Below are 22664 nucleotides of genomic sequence, written 5' to 3' on the forward strand. Positions count from 1 at the left end.
GGAACTGCTTCAGCAGCCCGCTCGCCTCCTCGTAGAGAGGGCGGAGGGTGGCGCTCTTCACCTGGTAGCGGCCCTGCAACTGGCGGATGAGCAGCTCGCTGTCGGCCAGCACCTCGAGCTCCTTCACCCCCAGGCCCCGGGCGTGCTTCAGGCCCAGGAGCAGGCCCATGTACTCGGCGTAGTTGTTCGTCTGGACGCCGAGGAACTTGCCGAGCCGGGCCACCACGCGGCCCTCGGGGTCCATCAGCACCGCACCGGCCCCGGCGGGGCCCGGGTTGCCTCGGGCCGCTCCGTCCGAGAAGAGCCTCAGGCGCTCGGCGGCTTCCGCTGGAGCGTTGGGCTCGGTGTGGGACTCGGAGGAGGGGGGCGGGAGCCGGGCGGGCTCGGGCGCAAGGGTGGCGAGTCGCTCGGCGGCGACCTCCAACAACCGACCGACCTCCTCCCGGGTGAGGCCGGGGAAGGCCCGCACCGTGCCCGACAGCGGCTCCTCGCGCGCGAGGTGGCGGAGGATGTCGACGACGGTCGGCCGAGCCATCGCGGGGGGCGAGACTACTTCTCCGCCGGCGTCTCGAGCGCCTCGACGGCGTAGATGATGCGGTGGCAGGACGGGCACACGTCCGTGCCCAGCGACACGCGCAGGTTGTTGTAGAGCTGCGGCGGCACGTTCATGTTGCAGCCCTGGCACGTGCCGGCCACCACGCCCACCATCGCGGGCAGCTTCTTCTTGCGGATCGCCTCGTAGCGGCGCAGCAGGGTGGCGTCCACCCCTCCGGACACCGTGGCGCGCTTGCCCTCGAGCGTCTTCACCTGGCCCTCGGCCTGGCTCAGCTTGCCCTTGAGCTCCGTCATCCGCGCGGACAGTTGGGCCTGGCGGGCGGCGAACTCCGCCTCCTTGCCCTTCACCGCCTCGCGAGCCGCGCCGAGCGTCTTGGTGAGCTCCACCAGCTCCTCGGCCATCGTCTGGTTGGCCTTCTTGGCGATGTCGATCTCACGGGCCAGGGCGGAGTACTCGCGGGTGGAACGCTGCTCGGCGAGCCGCGCCTCCCACTTCTTCACCTTGTCCTTCTCGTCCGTGATGTTCTGCTCGAGGGTGGACTTCTGCCGCTCGATGTCCGCTACCCGGGTCCGCTCGGCCTCGATGGCGCTGCGCGCGGCGCCCAGGTCGCGCTCCAGCTCCGCCAGCTGCCGGGGATGCACATCCGCGGCCTTCCGGAGCGAGGCGACCTCGAGGTCCACCTTCTGCAGCTCCGCCAGGGCCTTCAGTTTCTCCCGCAAGTTTGCTGCCTCCAATGGGGGCCCGACCGCGGGGCCCGCGACCTTCTATCAACAAGGGTTTACGGGGTCCAACGCCCAAATGGCGCCCGTGTCATCCCCCGGGGATATAGTCGGGGGCGAAAAGTTTCCATCCAGGTGGAAGCCTGCTACAGGGTGGTTGCGATGCAACGAGGGGGACGACCCATGCAGCCAAAGAAGCGACCGAGCACCCGGGGTGGGGTGGTACGCCCCATGACGTTGGGCAAGGGCCAGGGTCCCCTCCGGCCTCAGGGCATGCAGACCATGGGGCCCGCCCAATACGAGGAGCTGCGCCGCGCGCTCCACCAGCTGGGTGGAGCCACGGCGGAGCGCTGAGATGACGAAGGGGGCCGCCGCCACCTGGCAGCGCCCCCCTCGTGCCGATGCCTAGATGTCCTCTTCTTCGGCCTCCGCGGCCGGCTCCTCGTCCTCGTCGAACTCGGCCAGCTCCTCCTCCTCGGCCTCCGCTGCCGGCTCCTCGGGCTCGATGGGCTCGATGACCTTCGGGATGGAGGACAACCGACCACGCCGGCCTTCGCTCGGCGCCTTGAGAGCAGGGCTCTCACGCTGATCCGCGCCACACTTCGGGCACAGCGGGTCCGGCTTCTTCATGTCGTAGAACTTCGTGGTGCACTTGAAGCAGACGTACTTATTCCCGAGGTCCTTCGCGGGCATGGGCCACCTTCTGTGTCAAGTCAAGAGCGTAGGGGGGTGCGGCTCATAGTTGGGCTGGCAGGCGGAGTCAACCCGATGGTTTGCACTCCACCGCCTTGGCGGTAGCATTCTACCCGCTCGCCCTTGTGTGCGCGCGCGGGACCACCTCATTGAACTTCTCCTGCAACAAGTGTCAGCGGCGGTACTCCATCGCGGACGATAAAGTCCTCGGGAAGACCGTCAAGGTGCGCTGTAAGAACTGCCAGAACGTCATCTCGGTGGAGGGGCCCCCCCTCGAGACCGAGGAGAGCACGCGTGTCGTGTCCCTGGCCGACGTGGAGCGCCTGCGCGAGCAGGACCGTTCCCTCGCGGCCGAGAACGTGGCCACCGTGTCCCCCCAGGCCTCCGCCAGTTCGGCCGTGCAGTCCTGGGATGACGAGCCCACCCGGGCGATGCCGGTGCGCGACACACGCTCGCCCTGGTTCGTGATGGTGAAGAGCAAGCAGGAGGGCCCCCTCGACGAGGGCGCCCTGGAGGAACTGGTGGCCGCGGGTTCCGTCACGGCCCGCAGCTACTTCTGGCAGCAGGGCATGCCGGACTGGAAGCGCGGCTCGGACATCCCCGAGCTGGCCAGCTTGTTCGTGTCCGCCGCCCCGCCAGCGCCTCCGGCCCCGGTGCATGCCGCGCCGCCTTCCATGGCGGACGAGCCCGCGACCGTGGTGGCGGGACCCTCCTCCACCTCGTGGCAGCCCGAGCCGTCGCCGCCCTCGCAGACGACGTGGCAGACCGAGCCCGAGCAGCAGCGGGAGGCGTCCGCTCCGTGGGAGCAGGAGTCCGAGCAGACGCCCTCCGGCTCCAACTCCGCGCAGCTCGGTGCGCTCTTCTCCGACCTGGACCTGCCCCAGCACGAGCAGCAGGACGGGGGAGACGCGGGGCAGGGCTTCGCGGCGGGCTCGCTGGAGGATCCGCTCGCCCCGCTGGGCGAGGAGCCCGAGAAGGATCGCGCGGTGGAGAACACCCAGCACTTCGTGAAGAAGGCGGGCGTGGACCGGCGCAATCCTGCCTGGAAGATCGCCCTCTTCGTCTTCCTGCTGCTGGCGGTGCCGGTGGGCGTGCTGTACGCGCTCACCGAGCTCCAGGTGGTGCCGCTGCGCGTCACCCGCGTGGACGAGCAGGGCCGCACGGTGGAGCAGCCCGTGTCCGTCTTCTCGGCCGAGGGCATGGGCGAGCTGAGGGACCTGATGCTCGGCCGCGCCAAGACGCCCCCGCCGCCACCGCCCACGCCCAAGCCCGAGGCCAAGGAGCCCGCCAAGGCGGAGACGCCTTCTCCGGACTCCGCCGCCCAGCCCGAGGGCGGAGCGCCGAAGGACGCGGACGCGGCCGCGCTCTACGCCGAGGGGGACAAGAAGGACGTGGGCCCCGAGGTGCGCGAGAACACCGAGGTGGCCGCCACGGACTCGACCGAGCAGTCGGGCCCGCCGAAGGAGGCCATCGCGCGCGTGGTGGCCAGGTCTCAGACCGGCTTCAAGTCCTGCATCGAGCGGGGACTGCGCAAGAACCCGCAGCTGCGTGACAGCAAGCTGCTGATCACCGCCACCGTGGGCACCTCCGGTTCCGTGAAGAAGGTGTCCTTCGATCGCAAGGACCTCGAGGGCTCGCCCCTGGGCGAGTGCCTCAAGGGCCGGGCCAAGCGCATGGTGTTCCCCGCCTTCTCGGGGGATGACGTCGAGGTCGAGATTCCGCTCGTCGTCACCAAGTCGATGTAGTGGAGCGAGGAGATGGCGGACCCGGACGTCGCCGCTCCTCGCTCGGATCGCCTGCCGCGCACCGTCTGGGTGCTCGGCGTGGTGAGCCTGCTCACCGACGTCAGCAGCGACATGATCTTCCCGCTGCTGCCGGCCTTCCTCGCCGCGAGGTTTCCCGCGGCCCCCATGCTGCTGGGCACCATGGAGGGCCTGGCGGACCTCGTGTCCTCCGTCCTCAAGTATCAGTCCGGTGTCTGGGCGGACCGGGCACGCCGCCTCAAGCCGATGGTGCTGCTGGGCTATGGCGTGTCCGGTCTGACGCGCCCGCTGATGGCCTTCGTCACCCTGGCGTGGCAGCCCATCGCCATCCGCGCGCTCGACCGGGTGGGAAAGGGGGTGCGCTCCAGCCCGCGCGATGCGCTCATCGCCCACTCCGTGGATGCGAGCCTCCGGGGCCGGGCCTTCGGCTTCCACCGGGGCATGGACCACGCGGGCGCGGCGGTGGGCTCGCTCGCCGCGTTGTTGCTGGTGGCCGTCGGCCTGCGTGTGGAGCAGGTGTTCTTCATCGCCGCGGTGCCGGGCCTGCTCGGGGTGCTGGCCATTCTGCTCGTGCGCGAGCCCCCACGCCCGGAGCATGTCCCCGCCACGGGCGTCACCCGCGTGCTCGCGCCGGTGCCGAGGCGACTGGCGTACTACCTCGTGCCCGTCACCCTCTTCGGCGTGGCCAACTCCACCGATGCCTTCCTCCTGCTGAAGCTGACCGAGGAGGGCGCCCCGGCCGAGTTCCTGCCGCTGGCGTGGCTGCTGCTCCAGGCGGTGAAGTCGGCCGTGTCCTTCCCGGCGGGACGGCTCGCGGACCGGCTGGGCGCGAGCCGGCTCGTGCTGGCGGGCTGGTCCCTCTACGCGCTGAGCTACTTCGCGCTCGCGGGGGCGCGCGGGGTGCCGCTCACGATGACCGTCATCGCCATCTACGGCCTGTACCATGCGATGGCGGAGGGGGCGGAGAAGTCGCTGCTCACCGCGCTGGTGCCGGCCGAGGCCCGCGGGCGTGCCTTCGGCCTGTACAACGGGCTGGCCGGCGGCGCGTCGCTCGTGGCGGGGCTGCTCTTCGGCGCGCTGTGGACGGCCTGGGGGAGCGCCACCGCCTTCGTCACCGCGGGGGCGCTCGCCGGGCTGAGCGCGCTGCTGCTCGGGGTGTTGCTGCCGCGCGCCCGTCCTCCCGAGCAGGCCTGAACGCTCGGAGCCTCCGGGGCTACAGGTCGAAGTCCCCGGGAGGCGGCGTCTTGTTCTTCTGGGCCCGCTCGCGCGCCCGGCGCACCTCGGCGCGCAGGCGCTTGGTGGCCTGGGCGTCCACCTTCAGCGTCTCCAGGTCCAGCACGTCACCCTCGCGCGCCTCGGGGGGCAGCTCCGCGCGCGGACGCGTCACCTCGCGCCCGTCCACGATGAGCACGGCGAGCGCTTCCTCGAATCGGTCCAGGGTGACCTTGGGCATGGGGCGTCCCTCTCAGGGCTTGCAGTCCTTGGCCGGCTCGTACTGCTTGAGCGCCTCTTCCCGGGAGACGAAGGTGACCCGGTTCTTGGGGCTGATCCTCTTGGCGTTCAGGCACTCCGGGAGGTGGAAGAGCCTGCGGTTGCGGCTGGCGACGTAGACCGTCTTGCCGCTCACCATCGGAGTCGGGCGCTCGGTCTGCTTCACCGTCGGGACCGTCTTCGGGGTCGGCGCGGAGTCCTCCGCCAGGTTGATGTCCGGGCCCTGACCGCTCGGCGTCTTCCCCGCCTGCACCGGGACCTTGCCGGCCTCGGGCTTCTTGGCGACGACACGTCCGGAGGCCTGCTGCACGCTGGCCGCAGTGCGCGAGGGGTCATCATGGTCCGCGAAGACGTTGTCGGTGTCCGGCTGTGCCTCCTCGGGGAGCCGCTGCCGGGTGAGGGTGAAGTGCCGGCCGTCGCTCACGGCGTGCACCTCGCCGTCGCGGTCGGTGCGGTAGACGCGGGCCTTGGTCGCCTCCAGCCGCTCGATCACCGACTGCGCCGGAGTGCCCCGGGAGTTGCGTGCGCCGGTGGAGAGGATGGCGGCCCGGGGATGCACCGCCGCGAGGAAGGCGGCGCTGGAGGCCGTGTCCGCGCCGTGGGCTCCCACCTTCAGCAGCGTGGCGCGCACCGGGGCCTTGCGCTCGAGCAGATGGCTCTCGGTCTTCTCCCGCGCGTCCCCCGTCAGGAGCACCGAGGTGTCCTTGTACGTGAGCCGCAGGACGATGGAGTTGAGCTCCGGGTCGGACTCCCCGGCCAGCAGCGGCTCGGTGGGCGCGCGGGGCCAGAGAACGGTCAGCTCCGTGTCGTCGTCCAGCGGCAGGCGCAGGGGCGCGTCGGGAGCGGTGGGGGCGGGCGAGAAGATCTCCACCCCTTGTCCCCCGAGCGAGCCGAGCAGCGCGTCATAGTCCGAGGGGGTGTTGGGCAGCTGGGGCTCGAGCAGCCTGCGCGCGCCCACCGCGCCCACGGCCGCCGCCAGCCCGCTGTAGTGGTCCGGGCGCGGGTGGGTGAGGACGACGAGGTCCAGCTTGTCGGTGAGCAGCTCGGGCAGGCGGTTGGCCAGGTGCGTGCCGGCGGTGGCGGGGCCCGCGTCGACGAGCACCGTGCGCCCGGAGGGCGAGATGATGAGGGTGGCATCCCCCTGGCCCACATCGAAGAAGTAGACGTGCAGCTTCCCGTCGGGCTTCTTGCCGAAGTAGCGCCGGGCGAGGGCGGAGGATGGCTGGGGTCCGGGAGGCGGGGTCGGGGATTTCTGCTCGCACGCGACGAGCAGCACCCCGAGCAGGGCGAGCAGGGGACGGACGTGGCGGCTCATGGGTTGCAATCCTTGGCGGGGCGGCGCTCGCGCGCGGCGGCGGTCCGGTTCATGTACTGCGTGCGCTCCTGCGTCTTGGCGCGCTTGAGCGCGGCGCAGTCGTCACGGTGGAAGACCTGGCTGCCCTTGAGGCTCACGTAGCGCTCCCCGTCGGAGGAGAGGGTGCCGGAGGCCGGGGTCGCGTCCACGCGCGCGGGCAGCGTGCCCTTGGCGGGAACGACCCGGCCCGAGGGCATGGGGCCGGTGGCGACGAGGCCAGGGCGCACCTGACCGTTGACGACCACGGGCGCCCGCTGGCCCTTCTCGGCCGTGAGGGTGACGGTGTTGCCGTTGCTCACCGCCCGCACCTCGCCCTGGCGATCCGTGCGGAAGATGCGCGCGCCCACGTTGCCGAGCCGCTCGAGGGCCTCGTCGGTGGGGTGCCCGTAATCATTGCCCGCGCCGCAGGAGATGACGGCCGCCTGGGGCTTCACCGCCGCGAGGAAGGGCGCCGTGGACGAGTAGCGGCCTCCATGGTGGCCCACCTTCAGCACGGTGGAGGTGAAGTCGATGGGCTTGCGCAGCAGGAAGGACTCCGTCTCCGGCTCCGAGTCACCCAGGAAGAGGAACGCCGTGTTCCCGTAGGTGAGCTTGGCGACGATGGAGTTGGCGTTGACGTCCGAGCGCGTGTTCGAGAGGAACGCGTCCTGCGGCGAGCGCGGCCAGAGGATGGTGAGCGTCGCGCCCTCGCCCAGGCCGATGGTGAGCAGCGTCTCCGGCGAGCTCGGGTTGGGCGTGGGCGTCATCACCTGGCCCGCCTTCTTGCCCACCACGTCCAGCAGCTTGCGGTAGGCCTCGCTCCCGTGGTCGAAGCCCGGGTCCATGTAGCGCCTCACCCCCACCGCCTGGATGACCTTGCCGAGTCCTCCCAGGTGGTCCAGGTGCGGGTGCGAGAGGATGACGAGGTCCAGCGGGCCCTTCACGAGCTGGCGCACGCGAGGCACCAGTCGGTCATCCGCCTCGGGCGGGCCCCCGTCGATGAGCACCGTCTTGCCGCTGGGCGAGACGATGAGCGCCGCGTCCCCCTGGCCCACGTCGAAGAAGTAGACGGTCAGGGGCGGCAGCGTGGCCGCCCGGCCCGGAAGGGCGGCGAGCAGGACGAAGAGGGCGAGGACGAACCGCACGAAAGCCATGGGTGAATGCAACTCTACCCCATGGGGCGGACGTCGGGTGCCTGACGTTTCCCGGTCCCTCACGAGTGCTTCCCGAGCGGCCCGGTCTGGGCTACACCGCGCCCCATGGCCGAGGCCCAAGACATCCAGCGGGTCGTCGAGGAGATCGCCGACCAGGTCCGCCGCAGCTCGCTCGCTCGCCGGACGGGCAACGAGGGGGCTCGCACCCCGTCCGTCCAGACGGCGCGCATTCCTCCCGAGTCCCTGCGGAGCAACGCCGACCTGGCGCCCTACATCGACCACACCCTGCTCAAGCCCGAGGCCACCCGCGAGGACATCCTGCGCGTGGCCCGCGAGGCGGTGGAGCACGGCTTCGCCACGGTGTGTGTGAACTCCTCCCACGTGGCCACGGTGGCGGGCGTCCTGGCGGGCTCGCGCTCGGTGCCCATCGCCGTGGTGGGCTTTCCCCTGGGCGCCGCGCTCTCCAGCGCCAAGGCCTTCGAGGCCCGCGAGGCCATCGCCGCCGGGGCGCGGGAGATCGACATGGTCATCCCCCTGGGCGCCCTCAAGGCCCGGGACTACACGCTCGTGCTCGAGGACATCGCCCGCGTGGTGGAGGCCAGCCAGCCCTACCCGGTGAAGGTCATCCTCGAGACGAGCCTGCTCACCCGGGACGAGAAGATCGCCGGCTGCGTGTTGTCCAAGGCCGCGGGCGCCGCCTTCGTGAAGACGTCCACCGGTTTCAGCACCGGCGGCGCCACCGTGGAGGACATCGCCCTCATGCGCCAGGTGGTGGGCGAGGACGTAGGGGTGAAGGCCTCCGGCGGCATCCGCTCGGCGGACGACGCCCTGAAGATGATCCAGGCGGGGGCCAACCGCCTCGGCGCCTCGGCCTCGGTGGCCATCGTCACCGGCCAGAGGTCCACCGCGAAGTACTAGCCACGGGGTTGCCGGACGTGACCGAGGCCCAGCGCGAGAAGTTGAAGCAGAAACTGTTGGCGCTCCATGCCGAGCTGACCGGCAAGGCTCCCATGAGAATCGAGCCCAACCGCACGGACGAGGCGCGCGTGGGCGGCGACGAGGACGAGCAGCCGCTCAACGAGATGATGCAGGCCATCGCCTCCAGCCGGAACCGGAACATGGACGGCGTGCTCCAGCGCGTGGTGAAGGCGCTGGGCAAGGTGCGCGACGACCCGGACTCCTTCGGCGAGTGCGAGGAGTGCGGCGACGAGATTCCCCCGGGCCGCATGGAGGCCATGCCCTACGTGGAGTACTGCGTGGCCTGCCAGGGACAGAAGGACGCCCCCAAAGGGGGTCCTACCCGACGCAAGCTCACCGATTACACCTGACCTCTGCCCATCGCTGAACAGAGGTCACGGGCTTTCCACGTTCGTGACACGTGGGGGCCATATGAGGAGGGGTGCATGGATACGACGGGACTGGAGGCGAAGGCCGAGGCGTGGCTGCGGGCGGACCCGGACCCCGCCACCGTGGAGGAGCTGCGGGGCGTGCTCGCGCATGGAGACCCGGCGGACCTGGCGGACCGCTTCCTGGGCGACCTCGAGTTCGGCACCGCGGGCCTGCGGGGGGTGATGGGCGCGGGGCCCAACCGGATGAACCGCGCGGTGGTGCGCCGTACCACGGCGGGCCTGGCGCGCTACCTCAAGGCCCACGTGCCGGACGTCGCCACCCGGGGCGTGGTGGTGGGCCGTGACGGCCGGCGGCTGAGCGCCGAGCTCGCCGAGGACACCGCCTGCGTGCTCGCCGCCGAGGGCATTCCCGCGCACGTCTTCCCCTCCGTGGTGCCCACGCCGCTCACCGCCTTCGCCGCCCTGCACCTCAACGCCGCCGCGGCGGTGATGGTGACGGCCAGCCACAACCCTCCCGAGTACAACGGCTACAAGGTGTACTGGGGCAACGGCGCTCAGATCATCCCGCCCCACGACAAGGGCATCGCCGCGGCCATCGCCCAGGTGGAGCCCGCCAACCAGGTGCCGCTGCTCACCCGCGCCGAGGCGCGCACGCGCGGGCTGTGGCGCGAGCTGCCGGACTCGCTCGGCGAGGCGTACCTGGACGCCATCGTCAAGCTGCGCGTGTTCGGGCGGGGCTCGGGGTCGCTCTCCCTCGTCTATACCGCCATGCACGGCGTGGGCGGCGTCTGGGCCGAGCGCGCCTTCCAGCGCGCGGGCTTCACCCGCTTCCACCCGGTGGCCGAGCAGCACCAGCCGGACGGCGCCTTCCCCACCGTGCGCTTCCCCAACCCCGAGGAGCCCGGGGCCATGGACCTGTCGCTCGCCACCGCCGAGCGCGTGAAGGCGGACCTGGTGCTCGCCAACGACCCCGACGCGGACCGGCTGGCGGTGATGGCGCGCGAGGGCTCGGGGACGCTGCGGATGCTCACCGGCAACGAGGTGGGCGTGCTGCTGGGCCACTACGTGCTGGTGCAGGGGCCCACGAGGCGCGGCCGGCCGCACGTGGTCACCACCATCGTCTCCTCGACGCAGCTCGGGGACATCACCCGCGAGCTGGGTGCCGCCTATGACGAGGTGCTCACCGGCTTCAAATGGATCGCCAACCGCGCCCTGGAGCGCGAGAAGGCCGAGAGCACCCAGTTCGTCTTCGGCTACGAGGAGGCGCTCGGCTACACCGTGGGCACCGTCTGCCGGGACAAGGACGGCATCGGCGCCGCGATCGTGTTCGCGGACCTCGCCGCCTGGTGCGAGTCGCGCGGGACGACGGTGCTCGGCTACCTGGAGGAGATCCAGCGCCGCTTCGGGCTCTACGTGAGCGCGCAGCGCAACTTCACCTTCCCGGGCGCCGAGGGCGCGCAGGTCATCTCCCGCATCATGGAGGGCTTCCGCCGCTCGCCGCCCCCGCGCGTGGGAGAGCGCGCGGTGAAGTCCGTACTCGACTACAAGAAGGGCGAGAAGCTCCCTCCGTCCAACGTGCTCGCCTTCGAGCTGGAGGGTGGCGGGCGCGTGACGGCCCGGCCATCCGGGACGGAGCCGAAGATCAAATATTACTTCGAGCTGAAGGAGCTGTTGGGCTCCGGCGAGCCGGTGCAGGCCGCGCGCGCCCGGGCGGAGGCCCAGCTCCTCAAGCTCATCGACGCCTTCATCGCGCTGGCGCGTGAGCGGGGGCAGCCGGAGGTGGGTACGTGAAGCGCAGTGTCCTGAGTGGAGTGCTGTTGGGTGTCCTCTGCTTCGCGAGCGTCGCGATGGCGCAGGAAGAGGGAGCTTCGTATGGCGGCCGGGGCCAGGGCTGGTCGGTGCTCTCGGGCCAGACGATGGGGCAGGGCGGCACCGCCTTCGTGGGACAGGTGGGCTGGCCGGGCATCTCGCTGGGGCTGCTGCACGGGGCCACGTCGAAGTTCGACATCGGCGGCAGGTTCAGTTTCAACTACGGCCGCGAGGGCATCGTCACCAGCGTGGTGCCGGGGCTGAAGCTGCAGGCCTGGACGCGGCTGATGCTGCTGCAGGGGCCGCGGGTGAACGTGGGGCTGCACTTCGCTCCCGGGCCCTTCTTCTACTTCCACGAGAACGGCACCGACGTGGGCCTGACGCTGCCCGTGGGCCTCACGGTGGGCATCCCCGTGGGCAGCGCCGTCATGCTCAACGCGGGCATGGACATCCCCTTCTACGTCATCTTCGGCTCGGGCGGCGGCCCCGTCTTCCCCATCCTCTTCGGCGGTGGGCTCGAGTACTTCATCGATCGCAACCTCGCCGTCCACTTCAACGTGCGGATGGGGCCGTCCATCTTCCCCTATGAGTCCGTCCGCTACCGGGGTCGGGCTCGCTTCACCATGGAGGCCATGTTCGGCCTCGCCTACCGGTTCTAGTCCCCACGCCAGGGCCCGCGCGCTCTACCAGCTCGCGGTGCCCTGGTCCGGCAGCTCCACGGTGACGGTGAGGCCCGTGCGCCCATGGCGCCTCACCCCGAGGCGTCCGCCCAGGGCCCGCGCCCGCTCGCTCACCATCGCCAGCCCCGCTTCCGGCATGGGCTCGGCGCAGGGGTCCGCGTAGCGCACGCGGAAGGCGGGGCCGTGGTCGCCGAAGTCGTCCTGCGGCTCCACCTCCAACCGGACGGCCCGCGTGCTGGAGGCCTCGCCGCGCTGCGCCGCCACCGCGTGGGCGAGGAGCTGGAAGAGCACCTGCTCCAGCCGGCGTCGGCTCACCCGAGCGGACACCGGCTCGGACGGCAGCGCCAGCTCCAGCTCGGACGGCTTCACGTGGCCGGTGGCCTGGAGCAGCGCCACTGCATGCCGCGCCAGCTCGTGCAGATCGATGTTCTCCACGTCGGTGCCGTCCAGGGTCACCGCGGGGGTGAGGTGGCTCGGGCCTTCGCCGCTCATGTTCATCATCTGCCTCGGCCAAGAGGCCAGCGCCACTGCGCTCATCTCGTCACCTCGGGCTTCGTTTGCAGTGTCTGGTTTCATGTCGGCTTTCCCTCGTTTCCTTCAGGACGCCGACCTCCTCCCCCTCCACCCCGTCCCGCCGCCCTCGCACGTCCAGCGCAGCGCGGCCCTCCCTGCGACGCCCATGCCGTAAGCACCTCGCTCCCCCTCGGGCGCCCCCCTGGTCGACCTCCAGGCCGTCTTCCTGGAAGTCCGGGGCCTTGAAGCGTCCTCTAAAGGATGTCCACCCCGCGTCCGCCTGTGCCTGCAAAATGGTGGGTGGGTCGAAACTGAATCCCGGTCAAGATATACCCGGGTCTCCGCACACCCACCCTGCAAGAAGGACGACCCGGGTCAGCGGGACTCCTGCTCGTAGGGGGTACCGAGCGCGGCCGGGGCGTGGGTGCGCTGGCCCTGGAGCGCGAGCAGCAGCAGCGTCAGGAGGTAGGGCAGGGCGAGCAGGAAGCCCTGGGGCACCACCTCCAGGAGGCCAGGGGCGCTGGAGGCCAGGCCGATGCGCAGGGCATTGCCGGCGGCGAAGAAGAGCGAGGCGAGGAAGGTGCCCAGGGGTGTCCAGCGGCCGAACACCATGGCGGCCAGGGCCATGAAACCGAGGCCGGCCGGGGTGTGCTGCTCGAAGCGGTCCAGCACGGCGGTGGAGAGCGTGGCCCCGCCCAGGCCCGCGAGGAGGCCGCCGCCCAGCACGGCGAGCCAGCGCAGCCCCGACACGGACAGGCCCAGGGTGGCCACGGCGTGGGGCTTCTCGCCCACGGCGCGCAGCCGCAGGCCCAGGGGCGTGCGGTACAGCACCCAGTGGAAGGCGAAGGGCAGCACCAGGGCGAGCCACGTGAGGGCCGAGTGCCCGGAGAAGGCGCGCAGCAGGGGCACCTCGGACAGCCCGGGGAGGTGCCAGCGGGTGAGCTGCTGGATGGAGGGCGTGCCGTTGGGCCCGTAGAGGGACTCGAGGAGGTAGGTGCCCCCGGCGAGCGCCACGAGGTTGATGGCCATGCCGGACACCACCTGGTCCGAGCGCCAGCGGATGCAGAGGTAGCCATGCACGGCGGCCAGGGCGGCACCGGCGAGCATGCCCACCAGGATGCCCACGGGCGTGGGGAAGGTGAGCGCCGCCACGGCCGCGCAGAAGGCGCCCGCGCGCATCATCCCCTCGATGCCCACGTTCACCACGCCGGAGCGCTCGCAGAGCACGCCCCCGAGCGCGGCGAAGACGAGCGCCGGGAAGTACTCCAGCGTGGAGGACAGGAGGGCCTCCAGGATTTCAAGCACGGGGCACCTCCGGGCTCGGCTCCGGCTGCTTGTTGGGATTCATGGGCGCCAGCGGACGCCGGCGCAGCAGGGCGAGCCACACCAGCCGGCCCGCCACGAAGAGCAGGGCGAGGCCCTGGATGAGTTCGGGGTAGCTCTTGTGGACGCCGAGCAACTGCATGCGCGTGCCGCCCGCCCGCAGCACCCCGAAGAAGAGGGCGGAGAGCGCCACGCCCAGCGGGTGGTTGCCGCCGATGAGCGAGATGGCGATGCCGTCGAAGCCGTAGGGAGCGCCCAGGCTGCCCGGGTAGCGCAGCTCGGTGCCCAGCACGAGCACCGCGCCGGCCAGACCCGCGAGCGCGCCCGCCAGGCCCATGGCCTCCAGGGTGCGCCGCCCCACGGGGATGCCCGCGGCCCGAGCCGCCTCCGCGCCCAGACCCACCGCTCGCGTCTCGAAGCCCGAGCGCAGCCGCGCGAGCCACACCCAGATGGCCAGCGCCACCGCCAGCGCCAGCGGGAAGCCGAGGTGCAGCCGGGACATGTCCCCGAGCAGCCGGGGCAGGTGCGCGCTGGTGGCGATCTGCGCGGTGCCCGTGGTGGAGAGGACGGTGCCCGCGCCGGCCCGGAGGGGGCCCACCACCAGCCAGTTGTCCACCAGGCTCACCGCCACCCAGTTGAGCATGATGGTGGAGATGACCTCGTGGACGCCTCGGGTGAGCTTGAGGCCCGCGGCGATGAGCGCCCACAGGCCTCCCGCCACGCAGGCCGCGAGCAGCGCCGCCGGCACGTGCAGGAGCGCGGGCAGCTTGAAGTGCGCGCCCACCACCGCGGCCGAGAGCGCGCCCACCAGCATCTGCCCCTGGGCGCCGATGTTGAAGAGGCCCACCTTGAAGGCCACCGCCACGGACAGGCCGGTGAGCAGGAGCAGGGCGGCCTTGATGGCGGCCTCGCCCACGGGCCGGGTCAGCAGGGTGACGCGGCCGCCATCGAGGTACGCCGCCCAGTCGCCCAGGCCACCCCGGAGCATGTGCAGGTAGGCCTCGGTGGCGGTCTCCGCGTCGCGTGTGACGGCGATGAACCCCCAGCACACCGCCAGGGCGAGGAACACGGAGAAGACGGAGGGGAGCACCGCGCGCGACCTGTCACCCATTCGCCACCTCCTGGCCCGTGCCGAGCATCCGCCGGCCGATCTCCCGCTCGTCGAACTCCGGCCGGGTGAAGCTGCCGGTGATGCGCCCCTCGAAGAAGACGTAGATGCGGTCGGAGAGCGCCAGGACTTCCTCCAGGTCCAACGAGACGAGCAGCACGCCAGCGCCCTGGTCGCGCGCCTCGCGCAGCCGGGCCTGCACCTGCGCCACCGCGCCGATGTCCAGGCCGCGCGTGGGCTGCACCACCACCAGCAGCTTGGGCGCCGCGTCCAGCTCGCGCGCCACCACCACCTTCTGCTGGTTGCCGCCCGAGAGCGCCTGGAGCGGCACCTCGGGGTCCGGCGGCCGCACGTCGTACGTCTGGAGCAGCGCCCGGGTGCGCTCGCGTCGGCCCGCGAAGTCCACCTGCCACCCCTTGGCGAAGGGGGCCCGGGCCTGCCGCCCCAGGGCCACGTTCTCCTCCACGCTCATGGCCTTCACCACCGCGCGCCACAGCCGGTCCTCGGGCACGTGCCCCACGCCCCGGCTCCGTGCCTCGGCGGGCGTGAGTCCCGTGAGCGGCTCGCCCAGCAGGGTGCCCCTACCGCCCTCCAGCGCCCGCAGGCCCGTGAGCACCTCGGCGAGCTCCCGTTGGCCGTTGCCGTCCACCCCGGCGATGCCGACGATCTCTCCCGCGCGCACCTCCAGGGAGACGCCGCGCAGCGCGGGGCGCTCATCGTCCCCTCGGGCCCGGAGTTCCTTGGCCTCCAGCAGCTTCGCGCCCCCGGTCGGGTGGTACGCCTGGGCCTCGGCGTGGGGGACGCGCGACTCGCCCACCATCAGCGCGGCCAGCTCCTCGGGGCGGGTGTTGGCGGCGCGCACCTCGGCCACCAGTCGCCCGCGCCGCATCACCGCCACGCGGTCGGCCACGCTCAGCACCTCGCGCAGCTTGTGGCTGATGAAGACCACCGTGCGCCCGCCGGCCGCCAGCCCTCGCGCCACCCGGAAGAGGTCATCCGCCTCCTGGGGGGTAAGCACCGCGGTGGGCTCGTCGAGGATGAGCACCTGGGCGCCCCGGTGCAGCGCCTTCACGATTTCGACCTTCTGCTGCGAGCCCACCGAGAGGGTGTCCACCCGGGCGCGCGGGTCCAACTTGAAGCCGAAGCGCTCGCAGGTGGCGGCGACTTCCTCGCGGGCGCGGTCGAGGTCCATCCGGCCCCAGCGCGAGGGCTCGCGGCCGAGCACCACGTTCTCCGCCACCGTCAGGGTGGGCACGAGCATGAAGTGCTGGTGCACCATGCCGATGCCACGCGCGATGGCGTCCCTGGGGCTGCGCAGGCGCACGGGCTTGTCGCCCACCCGCACCTCCCCGGTGTCGGCCTGGTAGAGCCCGTAGAGGACGTTCATCAGGGTGGACTTGCCGGCGCCGTTCTCGCCCACCAGGGCGAGCACTTCCCCGGTGCCGATGTCCAGCGACACGTCGTCCAGGGCGGTCACGGCGCCGAAGCGCTTGTGGATGTGCCGGAGGGAGATCAAAGCAGTCCACCTTTATCAGATGGGGGGTGGGTGACGACTACCGGATGGAGGATGGGCGACGCCGGGATTTTCTCCCGGTGCATGGCTGCCCGCCTTCCTGCTATGGGCCTTGCGCGTGAGACCCTACGAGCTCATCAAGGCCAAGCGGGACGGGAAGAGGCTGGCGCCGGAGGACATTCGCGCCTTCATCGAGGCGTACACGGTGGGGACGGTACCGGACTACCAGATGTCCGCGCTGTGCATGGCCGTGTTCTTCCGCGGGCTGGACGCGGTGGAGCTGGGCGCCTGGACGCGGGCGATGCTCGAGTCCGGCGAGGTGGTGGACCTGTCGGACACACCCGGCGTGAAGGTGGACAAGCACTCCACGGGTGGGGTGGGCGACAAGGTGTCGGTGAGCCTGGCGCCCCTGGCGGCGGCCTGCGGGGTGCCGGTGCCGATGATCTCCGGCCGGGGCCTGGGACACACCGGCGGGACGGTGGACAAGCTGCTGTCCATTCCCGGCTTCAAGATGGACGTGCCGGTGTCCGAGTACCGCCGGCTGGTGCGCGAGGTGGGCTGCTGTCTCATCAGCCAGACGAACGCCATCGCCCCCGCGGACAAGAAGCTCTATGCCCTGCGGGACGTGACGGCCACGGTGGACTGCATTCCGCTCATCGCCAGCTCCATCATGAGCAAGAAGCTGGCGGAGGGCATCGACGCGCTGGTGCTGGATGTGAAGGTGGGCAGCGGCGCCTTCATGAAGACGGTGGAGGACGCGCGCACCCTGGCCCGGACGATGATTGGCATCGGCGCGGAGATGGGCCGCAAGGTGACGGCGGTGCTCACGGACATGGATCAGCCGCTGGGCCGCGCCGTGGGCAACGCGCTGGAGATCATCGAGGCCGTGGAGATGCTGCGCGGCCGGGCCCCGGCGGACTACACCGAGGTGACGTTGGCGCTCACCGCGGAGATGCTGATGCTGGGCGGCAAGGCGGCCTCCGTCGCCGAGGCGCGCCAGCGGGTGCAGCAGGCGGTGGTGGACGGGACCGCGGTGATCAAGCTGAAGGAGATCGTCTCGGCCCAGGGCGGAGATCCGCGCGCCATCGACGACTACGGGCTGCTGCCCAGGGCACGCTCCACGGCGGACGTGGTGGCGCCGCGGGACGGCTTCGTTACCGCCGTCGAAACGGAGGGGGTGGGCCTGGCGGCGGTGGCGCTGGGGGCGGGGCGGCAGCGGGTGGACAGCCCCATCGACCCGGCCGTGGGCTTCACCCTGCTGCGCAAGGTGGGCGAGCCCGTGAAGGCGGGGGAGCCGGTGGTGCGGGTGCACTACAACGACCCGGCTCCCGTGGAGGAGGTGAAGGCGCGGCTGCTCGCGGCGTACCAGTTCGGGCCCCAGGCGCCCGCGCCCCGCCCGCTGGTGGTGGAGCGGCTGGAGTAGCCGCTGTAAAAAAGACTGAGCCCTCTGTTCAGAGATCGCACGCCGCCCTCCGAGAGCCCGTGCGGAGGGCTCGGGTGTGGGTATGATGGGCGGGCGAATGGGTCTCTACGAACAGGTGCATGAGACAGTGGGGGCCATCCGGGCCCGGGCGGGAGCCCTTTCGCCGAAGGTGGGCATCATCCTCGGCAGCGGGCTGGGCGACTTCGCCGAGGGCTTCGAGGATCGGGTGATCATCCCCTACACGGAGCTGCCCCACTTCCCCCACTCGTCGGTGCCGGGCCACGCGGGCCGGCTCGTGCTGGGCCGCGTGCGGGGCGAGCCGGTGGTGGCCATGCAGGGCCGCGTCCATGCCTACGAGGGCCACTCCCCGGCGCAGGTGGCCTTCCCCGCGCGGGTGCTGTGCGCGCTCGGCATCCGCACCCTGGTGGTGACCAACGCCGCGGGCGGGGTGAACCTGGACTTCCGGCCGGGCGACCTGATGGTCATCACCGACCACCTGAACCTCTCGGGGTACAACCCGCTGACCGGGCCCAACGACGACCGGCTGGGGCCTCGCTTTCCGGACATGACCACGGCCTACCCGATGGTGCTCCAGGAGCAGTTGCTGGAGTCGGGCCTACGCACGGGCGTGGAGCTCAAGCGGGGCATCTACGCCCTCCTCGCCGGCCCGTGCTACGAGACGCCAGCGGAGATCCGCATGCTGCGAGTCCTGGGCGTGGACGCGGTGGGCATGAGCACCGTGCCCGAGGTCATCGCCGCCAACCACATGGGCGTGCGCGTGGCGGGTGTGAGCTGCATCACCAATCTGGCGGCGGGCATTGGTGGGAAGCCGCTGACCCACGAGGAAGTGGCGGAGACCGCCCACCGGGTGAAGAACCTCTTCACCCGGCTCCTCGAGGACTTCCTACCCACGGTGGCCCGTGCGGGAGCGAGCAAGGCATGAGCGAGCAGTCCAAGGACACCAACCAGCGGCTGGAGCAGGACCGACGTGAATCCCCCCGGGTGGCCATGCGTCTCCGGGTGCGGCGCGCGGACACCTCCGACAACTTCGAATCCCGGGAGGGCAACATCTCCCTCGGGGGCTTCGCCTGGTTCGGCGCCGCCCTGCCGGTGGGCTCGAAGGTGGAGGCGCGCATCCAGTTGCCGGGCGCCCCGGAAGAGCTCCAGGTGCGGGGTGAGGTGCTCAACGTGGGGTACGGCTCGCGGGGCACGTCCGCGCACGTGCGCTTCCTGGACCTGCCGATGGAGGCGGAGCTGAGCATCGCCCGCTACCTCGACGAGCTCGAGCTTCAGGAGTCCAAACCCGGAGGTGGGGCATGAGCGCGGAGATTCCCTGGGAGAAGCTGTTCGAGGCTGCCAAGAAGGTGCGCGAGCGCGCGCACGCGCCGTACTCCCGCTTCCCGGTGGGCGCGGCGGTGCTCTACGCGGACGGCGAGGTGGTGGCGGGCTGCAACGTGGAGAACTCCTCCTACGGACTGTCCGTGTGTGCCGAGCGCGGGGCGCTGGCGGCCGGGGTGTCGCAGGGGCGGAGCAAGCCCGTGGCGGTGGCCATCGTGGTGGACACGCCCACTCCGTGCCCGCCGTGCGGCATGTGCCGGCAGGTGATGCTGGAGTTCGCTCCCAAGGAGATGCCGGTGCGCAGCCGCAACCTCAAGGGGGACGAGGCGCGCTACTCCCTCGGTGAACTCCTCCCGCACGCCTTTACCAGCGACTTCCTGTGAACCTCGCGGACGCCCGGGGGCCTCCAGGCCCCTGGGCGAACCGTGTTAAGACCCGGTGGATCTTGGACCTCCTCCTCACCAACGGCACCGTCATCACCATGAATCGCGAGCGCGAGGTGCTCGCGGAGGCCGACGTCCTCATCCAGGACGGGCGCATCGCCCGGGTGGGGCGGAACATCCGTACGCGGGGTGCGGGGCTGCGCGTGCTGGACGTCAGCGGCAAGGTGGTGCTTCCCGGCCTCATCCACGGGCACCTGCACGCCTGCCAGACGCTCTTCCGCAACCGCGCGGACGGGCTGGAACTGCTGGACTGGCTGCGCGAGCGCATCTGGCCCTTCGAGGCCGCGCACGACGCGGACTCCATGCGGGCCTCGGCGGACCTCACCTTCGCGGAGCTCATCAAGTCCGGGGCCACGGCGGCGCTCGACATGGGCACGGTGCGCCACTACGACGCCGTCTTCGAGTCCGCCCGGGACTGCGGCTTCCGGCTCACCGGCGGCAAGGCGATGATGGACGCGCCCGACGTGCCCCTGGGCCTGCACGAGTCCACGGAGGCCTCGCTCGCGGAGAGCCTCGCGCTGCTGGAGCGCTGGCACGGCACCCAGGGAGGCCGGCTGCGCTACGCCTTCGCGCCCCGTTTCATCCTCTCCTGCACGGAGAAGCTGATGAAGGAGGTGGCGCGCCTGGCCCGGGAGAAGGGCGTGCGCATCCACACCCACGCCAGCGAGAACCGCACCGAAATCCAGGTGGTGCGCGAGCGCTTCGGCAAGGACAACGTGGCCTGGTTCCACGACGTGGGCTTCACCGGCCCCCACGTGACGCTGGCCCACTGCGTGTGGCTCTCCGAGGAGGAGCAGCGCCTGCTGCGGGACACGCGCACGGTGGTGTGCCACTGCCCGGGCTCCAACCTCAAGCTGGCCTCGGGCATCGCCCCGGTGCCGGAGCTGCTGGATGCCGGGGTGTCCGTGTGCCTCGGGGCGGACGGGGCCCCCTGCAACAACAACCTGGACATGTTCCAGGAGATGCGGCTGGCGGCGCTGCTGCACAAGCCCCGGGTGGGGCCTCGGGGCATGCCCCCCGAGCGCGTCCTGGAGATGGCCACCCTGGGCGGCGCGCGCGCGCTGGGCCTGGAGGCGGAGGTAGGCTCGCTGGAGGAGGGCAAGCGCGCGGACATCACCGTGGTGGACCTCTCCGGCCTGCATTCCACCCCCTCGGACCCCCAGGACGTGCTCTCGCCGCTCGTCTACGCCGCCCGCTCCACGGACGTCGTCCACGTGCTCATCGACGGCAAACCCGTCCTCAAGGACCGGATGCTGCTCACCCTGGACGCGGCGTCCGTGGCCACCCAGGCCCACCAGCACTCCGCGCGCATCGCCTCCCGGGCCCGCTGACCCGCTCGCACTCCGAGCGAACCTCCGGGGCCCCATCCGGTGCCCGGCAATCGCCGCCTTTCGTCAAGCGTAGGCAAGAAGCTCACGCCATTGACGTGGAAAGGCGGGGGGATGGTGTAAGGTCCCCCTGGATTGAGGTCTTGGAGGAGGTAGACAGCCGCCATGTGGAAACGGTTCAACAGGGCAATGCGCAGCTTCTTTGGTTTCTTCGTCTCCTCCATCGAGGATCCGGAGCTCATCCTCGAGCAGAACGTTCGTGACCTGAACGATCAGGTCCCGAAGATGAACGAGTCGATCGCCATGGTTCGGGCGAACATGACGCTCCTGGAGAAGGAAAACGCCAAGTACAATCAGGACATCCGCGAGCTGACGGCCAAGGTGAAGGCGGCCATCCAGGCGGGTCGTGACGACCTGGCGGCGCAGTACGCCACCAAGCTTCAGACCGAGAAGGCGGGGCTCGAGCGCAACGAGCAGCAACTCGCCATGGCGAAGCAGGCGTACGAGAAGTCGCTGAACCTGAAGAAGGTCTTCATGCGCGAGAAGGAGAAGAAGACGCAGGAGGCGATGCACGCCATCCGCGACGCGCGCAGGGCCCAGTGGCAGTCCAAGGTGGCCGACGCCATGGAGTCCTTCCAGGTGGCCGGCATCGACGCCACCCACGACGAGATGCTCCGCAAGGTGAACGAGAAGGCCGCCATCAACGAGGCGCGCATGCAGATGGCGCTCGAGTCGGTGGACCACCAGTCGGTGCAGATCGAGGAGGACGCCGAGCGCCTCCAGGCCATGGATCTGGTCAAGCAGATGAAGATGGAGATGGGGATGGACAGCCCCGCGCCGGTCTCCGACGTGGGCGGTGCCCCCGAGAAGACGATCGGCAAGAAGGTGGAGATCAAGTAGTCCGATGGGACGGAGGAGGCCGCTCTGATGGCGTTGCGACGCGGATCCGGCCTCTTCCTGTTCCTCGGGCTGTGCCTGCTGGGGCTGGGGTACCTGCTGGCCTCGCGGCTGGGGTACCTGGATCGGCTCCAGGCGCGCTTCTTCCCGGCGACGAAGGTGGCGGTGCGCCTGTCGCCGGGAGACTTCCCCGCGGGTGTGGCGGCCCCGGTCGCGGATGTGGCCTCGGTGCCGCTGCGGCCCACGCTCATCGGCTTCACCGCGCGCGGCTCGGCGGCGGCGCTGCTGCTGGCCACCGGGGGAGCCTCCACGTTGGACAACCCCGGGGCTCCTCCGGGCGCGGCGCAGGGCGTGCTGAAGCTGGGCTACGCCATGGACGCGCGCGCGGTGGTGTTCCCCAGCGAGGACGAGCTGCGCAAGGCGCTCGCCGTGGGCGCGGAGCACGGCGGGGTGGACATGGCCACCATCTCGGTGGACCGGCTGGCGGCGTGGCTGCCCTCGCTTCGGGACGCGGCGCCGCGCACGGTGCTACTGGTGGGGCGCAGCCGCGGGCAGGAGGCGCTGGCGGCGGTAGGCGTGCCGGACCTGGCCTCGCTGCGCGACAAGCGGCTGGCGGTGTACCCCGCGGGCTCCTCGTACTACTTCGCCCTGTGGGCGCTCTCGCGTGCGGGCCTGCGCATGTCGGACGTGCGGTGGGTGGACCTGCCCTCCACGCTGGACGCGGGCCGGGCCCTGCGCGAGGGCCGGGCGGACGCGGTGGCCGGGCTGTGGGGCGACGTGGAGCTGGCCGCGAGGGACCGGGGCGGCTCGGTGCTGGCCACCACGGCGGACGCGCCGCACCTGGTGGCCACGGTGCTGGTAGCCCGGGGCGACTACGCCGCGCGCTACCCGGACGCGGTGCGCCGGGTGATTCGGGCACTGCTGGACGCCAGCAACAGTGTCTTGAAGGACCCGGGGCCGGCGGCGAGGCTGCTGGGCGAGGTGGCCCCCTACCTGGGAGACCCCACCGAGGCCATCCGCAGCGCTCCCCCGGCGACACTGGCGGACAATCGGGCCTTCTTCGGGCTTTCCGGCGAGGCGCCCGTCACCTATGACGAGCTGTTCCAGAGCGCCTCGGCGCTCTACCAGAAGATCAAGCGCACGGCGGGCGCTCCGCCGGCCGAGGACACCCGCGATCTCGGCGCGCTGAAATACGTGTCGGAGGCGCGAGGGCCCTGAAGCCCTCTGCCCG

Annotated in this window: 24 protein-coding genes; 14 read left to right on the top strand and 10 right to left on the bottom strand. The window is 71.3% G+C overall.

All coding sequences use genetic code 11. The features are described from left to right. Together VF794_RS11965 and VF794_RS11970 are read right to left on the bottom strand one after the other, a co-directional pair. Window positions 1-535, bottom strand: a 535-nt coding sequence (locus VF794_RS11965; protein ID WP_331109828.1) for a ribonuclease HI family protein, incomplete at its 3' end; no start/stop codon positions are given. A gap of 14 nt (window positions 536-549) precedes the next feature. Next, entirely contained in the window at window positions 550-1275 is a 726-nt protein-coding gene (locus tag VF794_RS11970; protein WP_331109830.1) for a zinc ribbon domain-containing protein, read from the bottom strand. Between the two features lie 183 nt (window positions 1276-1458). Between VF794_RS11970 and VF794_RS11975 the strand changes: the two genes are divergently transcribed. Continuing rightward, on the top strand, window positions 1459-1629 hold the full coding sequence (locus VF794_RS11975) for a hypothetical protein (RefSeq protein WP_331109832.1): 171 nt from the start codon (window positions 1459-1461) through the stop codon (window positions 1627-1629). 51 nt (window positions 1630-1680) lie between these two features. Here the strand turns inward: VF794_RS11975 and VF794_RS11980 are convergent, their stop codons facing one another. Then, window positions 1681-1968 (bottom strand): FYDLN acid domain-containing protein, encoded by a 288-nt coding sequence (locus VF794_RS11980; protein WP_331109834.1) that lies wholly within the window; start codon window positions 1966-1968, stop codon window positions 1681-1683. 149 nt (window positions 1969-2117) lie between these two features. On the opposite strand from VF794_RS11980, the gene VF794_RS11985 reads away from it, so the two are divergent. After that, a complete protein-coding gene (locus tag VF794_RS11985; protein ID WP_331109836.1) occupies window positions 2118-3713 on the top strand; it encodes an AgmX/PglI C-terminal domain-containing protein in 1596 nt (531 codons plus the stop codon). A gap of 12 nt (window positions 3714-3725) precedes the next feature. After that, window positions 3726-4925, top strand: a complete 1200-nt coding sequence (locus tag VF794_RS11990; RefSeq protein WP_331109838.1) for an MFS transporter — start codon at window positions 3726-3728, stop codon at window positions 4923-4925. A 19-nt stretch (window positions 4926-4944) separates the two neighbouring features. Here VF794_RS11990 and VF794_RS11995 read toward each other — a convergent pair whose 3' ends face one another. The 3 genes from VF794_RS11995 to VF794_RS12005 are packed head-to-tail and all read right to left on the bottom strand — an operon-like array spanning window position 4945 to window position 7709. Continuing rightward, a complete protein-coding gene (locus VF794_RS11995) occupies window positions 4945-5184 on the bottom strand; it encodes a DUF3006 domain-containing protein (RefSeq protein WP_331109839.1) in 240 nt (79 codons plus the stop codon). A gap of 12 nt (window positions 5185-5196) precedes the next feature. Next, on the bottom strand, window positions 5197-6537 hold the full coding sequence (locus VF794_RS12000) for a ComEC/Rec2 family competence protein (protein WP_331109840.1): 1341 nt from the start codon (window positions 6535-6537) through the stop codon (window positions 5197-5199). Then, window positions 6534-7709 (bottom strand): ComEC/Rec2 family competence protein, encoded by a 1176-nt coding sequence (locus tag VF794_RS12005; RefSeq protein ID WP_331109842.1) that lies wholly within the window; start codon window positions 7707-7709, stop codon window positions 6534-6536. Before VF794_RS12005 ends, VF794_RS12000 begins: the two co-directional genes overlap by 4 nt. A 105-nt stretch (window positions 7710-7814) precedes the next feature. On the opposite strand from VF794_RS12005, the gene deoC reads away from it, so the two are divergent. The 4 genes from deoC (at window position 7815) to VF794_RS12025 (ending at window position 11526) form a co-directional block, all read left to right on the top strand. Next, complete coding sequence (gene deoC, locus VF794_RS12010) at window positions 7815-8627, top strand: deoxyribose-phosphate aldolase (protein ID WP_331109844.1); 813 nt, start codon at window positions 7815-7817, stop codon at window positions 8625-8627. A 17-nt stretch (window positions 8628-8644) separates the two neighbouring features. Further along, window positions 8645-9037 (top strand): TraR/DksA family transcriptional regulator, encoded by a 393-nt coding sequence (locus tag VF794_RS12015; RefSeq protein ID WP_331109846.1) that lies wholly within the window; start codon window positions 8645-8647, stop codon window positions 9035-9037. 75 nt (window positions 9038-9112) lie between these two features. Continuing rightward, the gene (locus tag VF794_RS12020; protein ID WP_331109847.1) at window positions 9113-10849 is read left to right on the top strand and encodes a phospho-sugar mutase; all 1737 of its coding nucleotides are present in this window, start codon (window positions 9113-9115) and stop codon (window positions 10847-10849) included. Next, window positions 10846-11526 (top strand): hypothetical protein, encoded by a 681-nt coding sequence (locus VF794_RS12025; protein ID WP_331109849.1) that lies wholly within the window; start codon window positions 10846-10848, stop codon window positions 11524-11526. The genes VF794_RS12020 and VF794_RS12025 overlap by 4 nt, the downstream gene beginning before the upstream one ends. Window positions 11527-11550: 24 nt before the next feature. Here the strand turns inward: VF794_RS12025 and VF794_RS12030 are convergent, their stop codons facing one another. From VF794_RS12030 to VF794_RS12045, 4 genes are all read right to left on the bottom strand, one after another. Then, window positions 11551-12084, bottom strand: a complete 534-nt coding sequence (locus VF794_RS12030; RefSeq protein ID WP_331109851.1) for a sensor histidine kinase — start codon at window positions 12082-12084, stop codon at window positions 11551-11553. Between the two features lie 351 nt (window positions 12085-12435). Then, window positions 12436-13365 carry an ABC transporter permease gene (locus tag VF794_RS12035; protein ID WP_331109852.1) on the bottom strand — a complete coding sequence of 310 codons (930 nt, stop codon included), beginning with the start codon at window positions 13363-13365 and terminating at the stop codon, window positions 12436-12438. Continuing rightward, the gene (locus VF794_RS12040) at window positions 13358-14494 is read right to left on the bottom strand and encodes an ABC transporter permease (protein WP_331109854.1); all 1137 of its coding nucleotides are present in this window, start codon (window positions 14492-14494) and stop codon (window positions 13358-13360) included. Before VF794_RS12040 ends, VF794_RS12035 begins: the two co-directional genes overlap by 8 nt. Beyond that, entirely contained in the window at window positions 14487-15950 is a 1464-nt protein-coding gene (locus VF794_RS12045; RefSeq protein WP_331109869.1) for an ABC transporter ATP-binding protein, read from the bottom strand. The genes VF794_RS12040 and VF794_RS12045 overlap by 8 nt, the downstream gene beginning before the upstream one ends. Window positions 15951-16122: 172 nt before the next feature. Here VF794_RS12045 and VF794_RS12050 point away from each other — a divergent pair, with 172 nt between their 5' ends. The 7 genes from VF794_RS12050 to VF794_RS12080 all read left to right on the top strand — a co-directional run bounded on the left by VF794_RS12050 (window position 16123) and on the right by VF794_RS12080 (window position 22651). Further along, entirely contained in the window at window positions 16123-17427 is a 1305-nt protein-coding gene (locus tag VF794_RS12050; RefSeq protein ID WP_331109856.1) for a thymidine phosphorylase, read from the top strand. 97 nt (window positions 17428-17524) lie between these two features. Beyond that, the gene (locus tag VF794_RS12055) at window positions 17525-18370 is read left to right on the top strand and encodes a purine-nucleoside phosphorylase (RefSeq protein ID WP_331109857.1); all 846 of its coding nucleotides are present in this window, start codon (window positions 17525-17527) and stop codon (window positions 18368-18370) included. Continuing rightward, on the top strand, window positions 18367-18747 hold the full coding sequence (locus VF794_RS12060) for a PilZ domain-containing protein (protein ID WP_331109859.1): 381 nt from the start codon (window positions 18367-18369) through the stop codon (window positions 18745-18747). Before VF794_RS12055 ends, VF794_RS12060 begins: the two co-directional genes overlap by 4 nt. Beyond that, window positions 18744-19148, top strand: a complete 405-nt coding sequence (locus VF794_RS12065) for a cytidine deaminase (RefSeq protein WP_331109861.1) — start codon at window positions 18744-18746, stop codon at window positions 19146-19148. Before VF794_RS12060 ends, VF794_RS12065 begins: the two co-directional genes overlap by 4 nt. Before the next feature lie 62 nt (window positions 19149-19210). Further along, entirely contained in the window at window positions 19211-20539 is a 1329-nt protein-coding gene (locus VF794_RS12070) for a 5'-deoxyadenosine deaminase (protein ID WP_331109863.1), read from the top strand. A gap of 162 nt (window positions 20540-20701) precedes the next feature. Beyond that, window positions 20702-21436 carry a PspA/IM30 family protein gene (locus VF794_RS12075; RefSeq protein ID WP_331109865.1) on the top strand — a complete coding sequence of 245 codons (735 nt, stop codon included), beginning with the start codon at window positions 20702-20704 and terminating at the stop codon, window positions 21434-21436. A 27-nt stretch (window positions 21437-21463) separates the two neighbouring features. Continuing rightward, complete coding sequence (locus VF794_RS12080; protein WP_331109867.1) at window positions 21464-22651, top strand: ABC transporter substrate-binding protein; 1188 nt, start codon at window positions 21464-21466, stop codon at window positions 22649-22651. Window positions 22652-22664: the final 13 nt, after the last annotated feature.

The organism is Archangium sp. (assembly GCF_036389735.1).
In the GTDB taxonomy this organism is placed as follows: domain Bacteria; phylum Myxococcota; class Myxococcia; order Myxococcales; family Myxococcaceae; genus Archangium.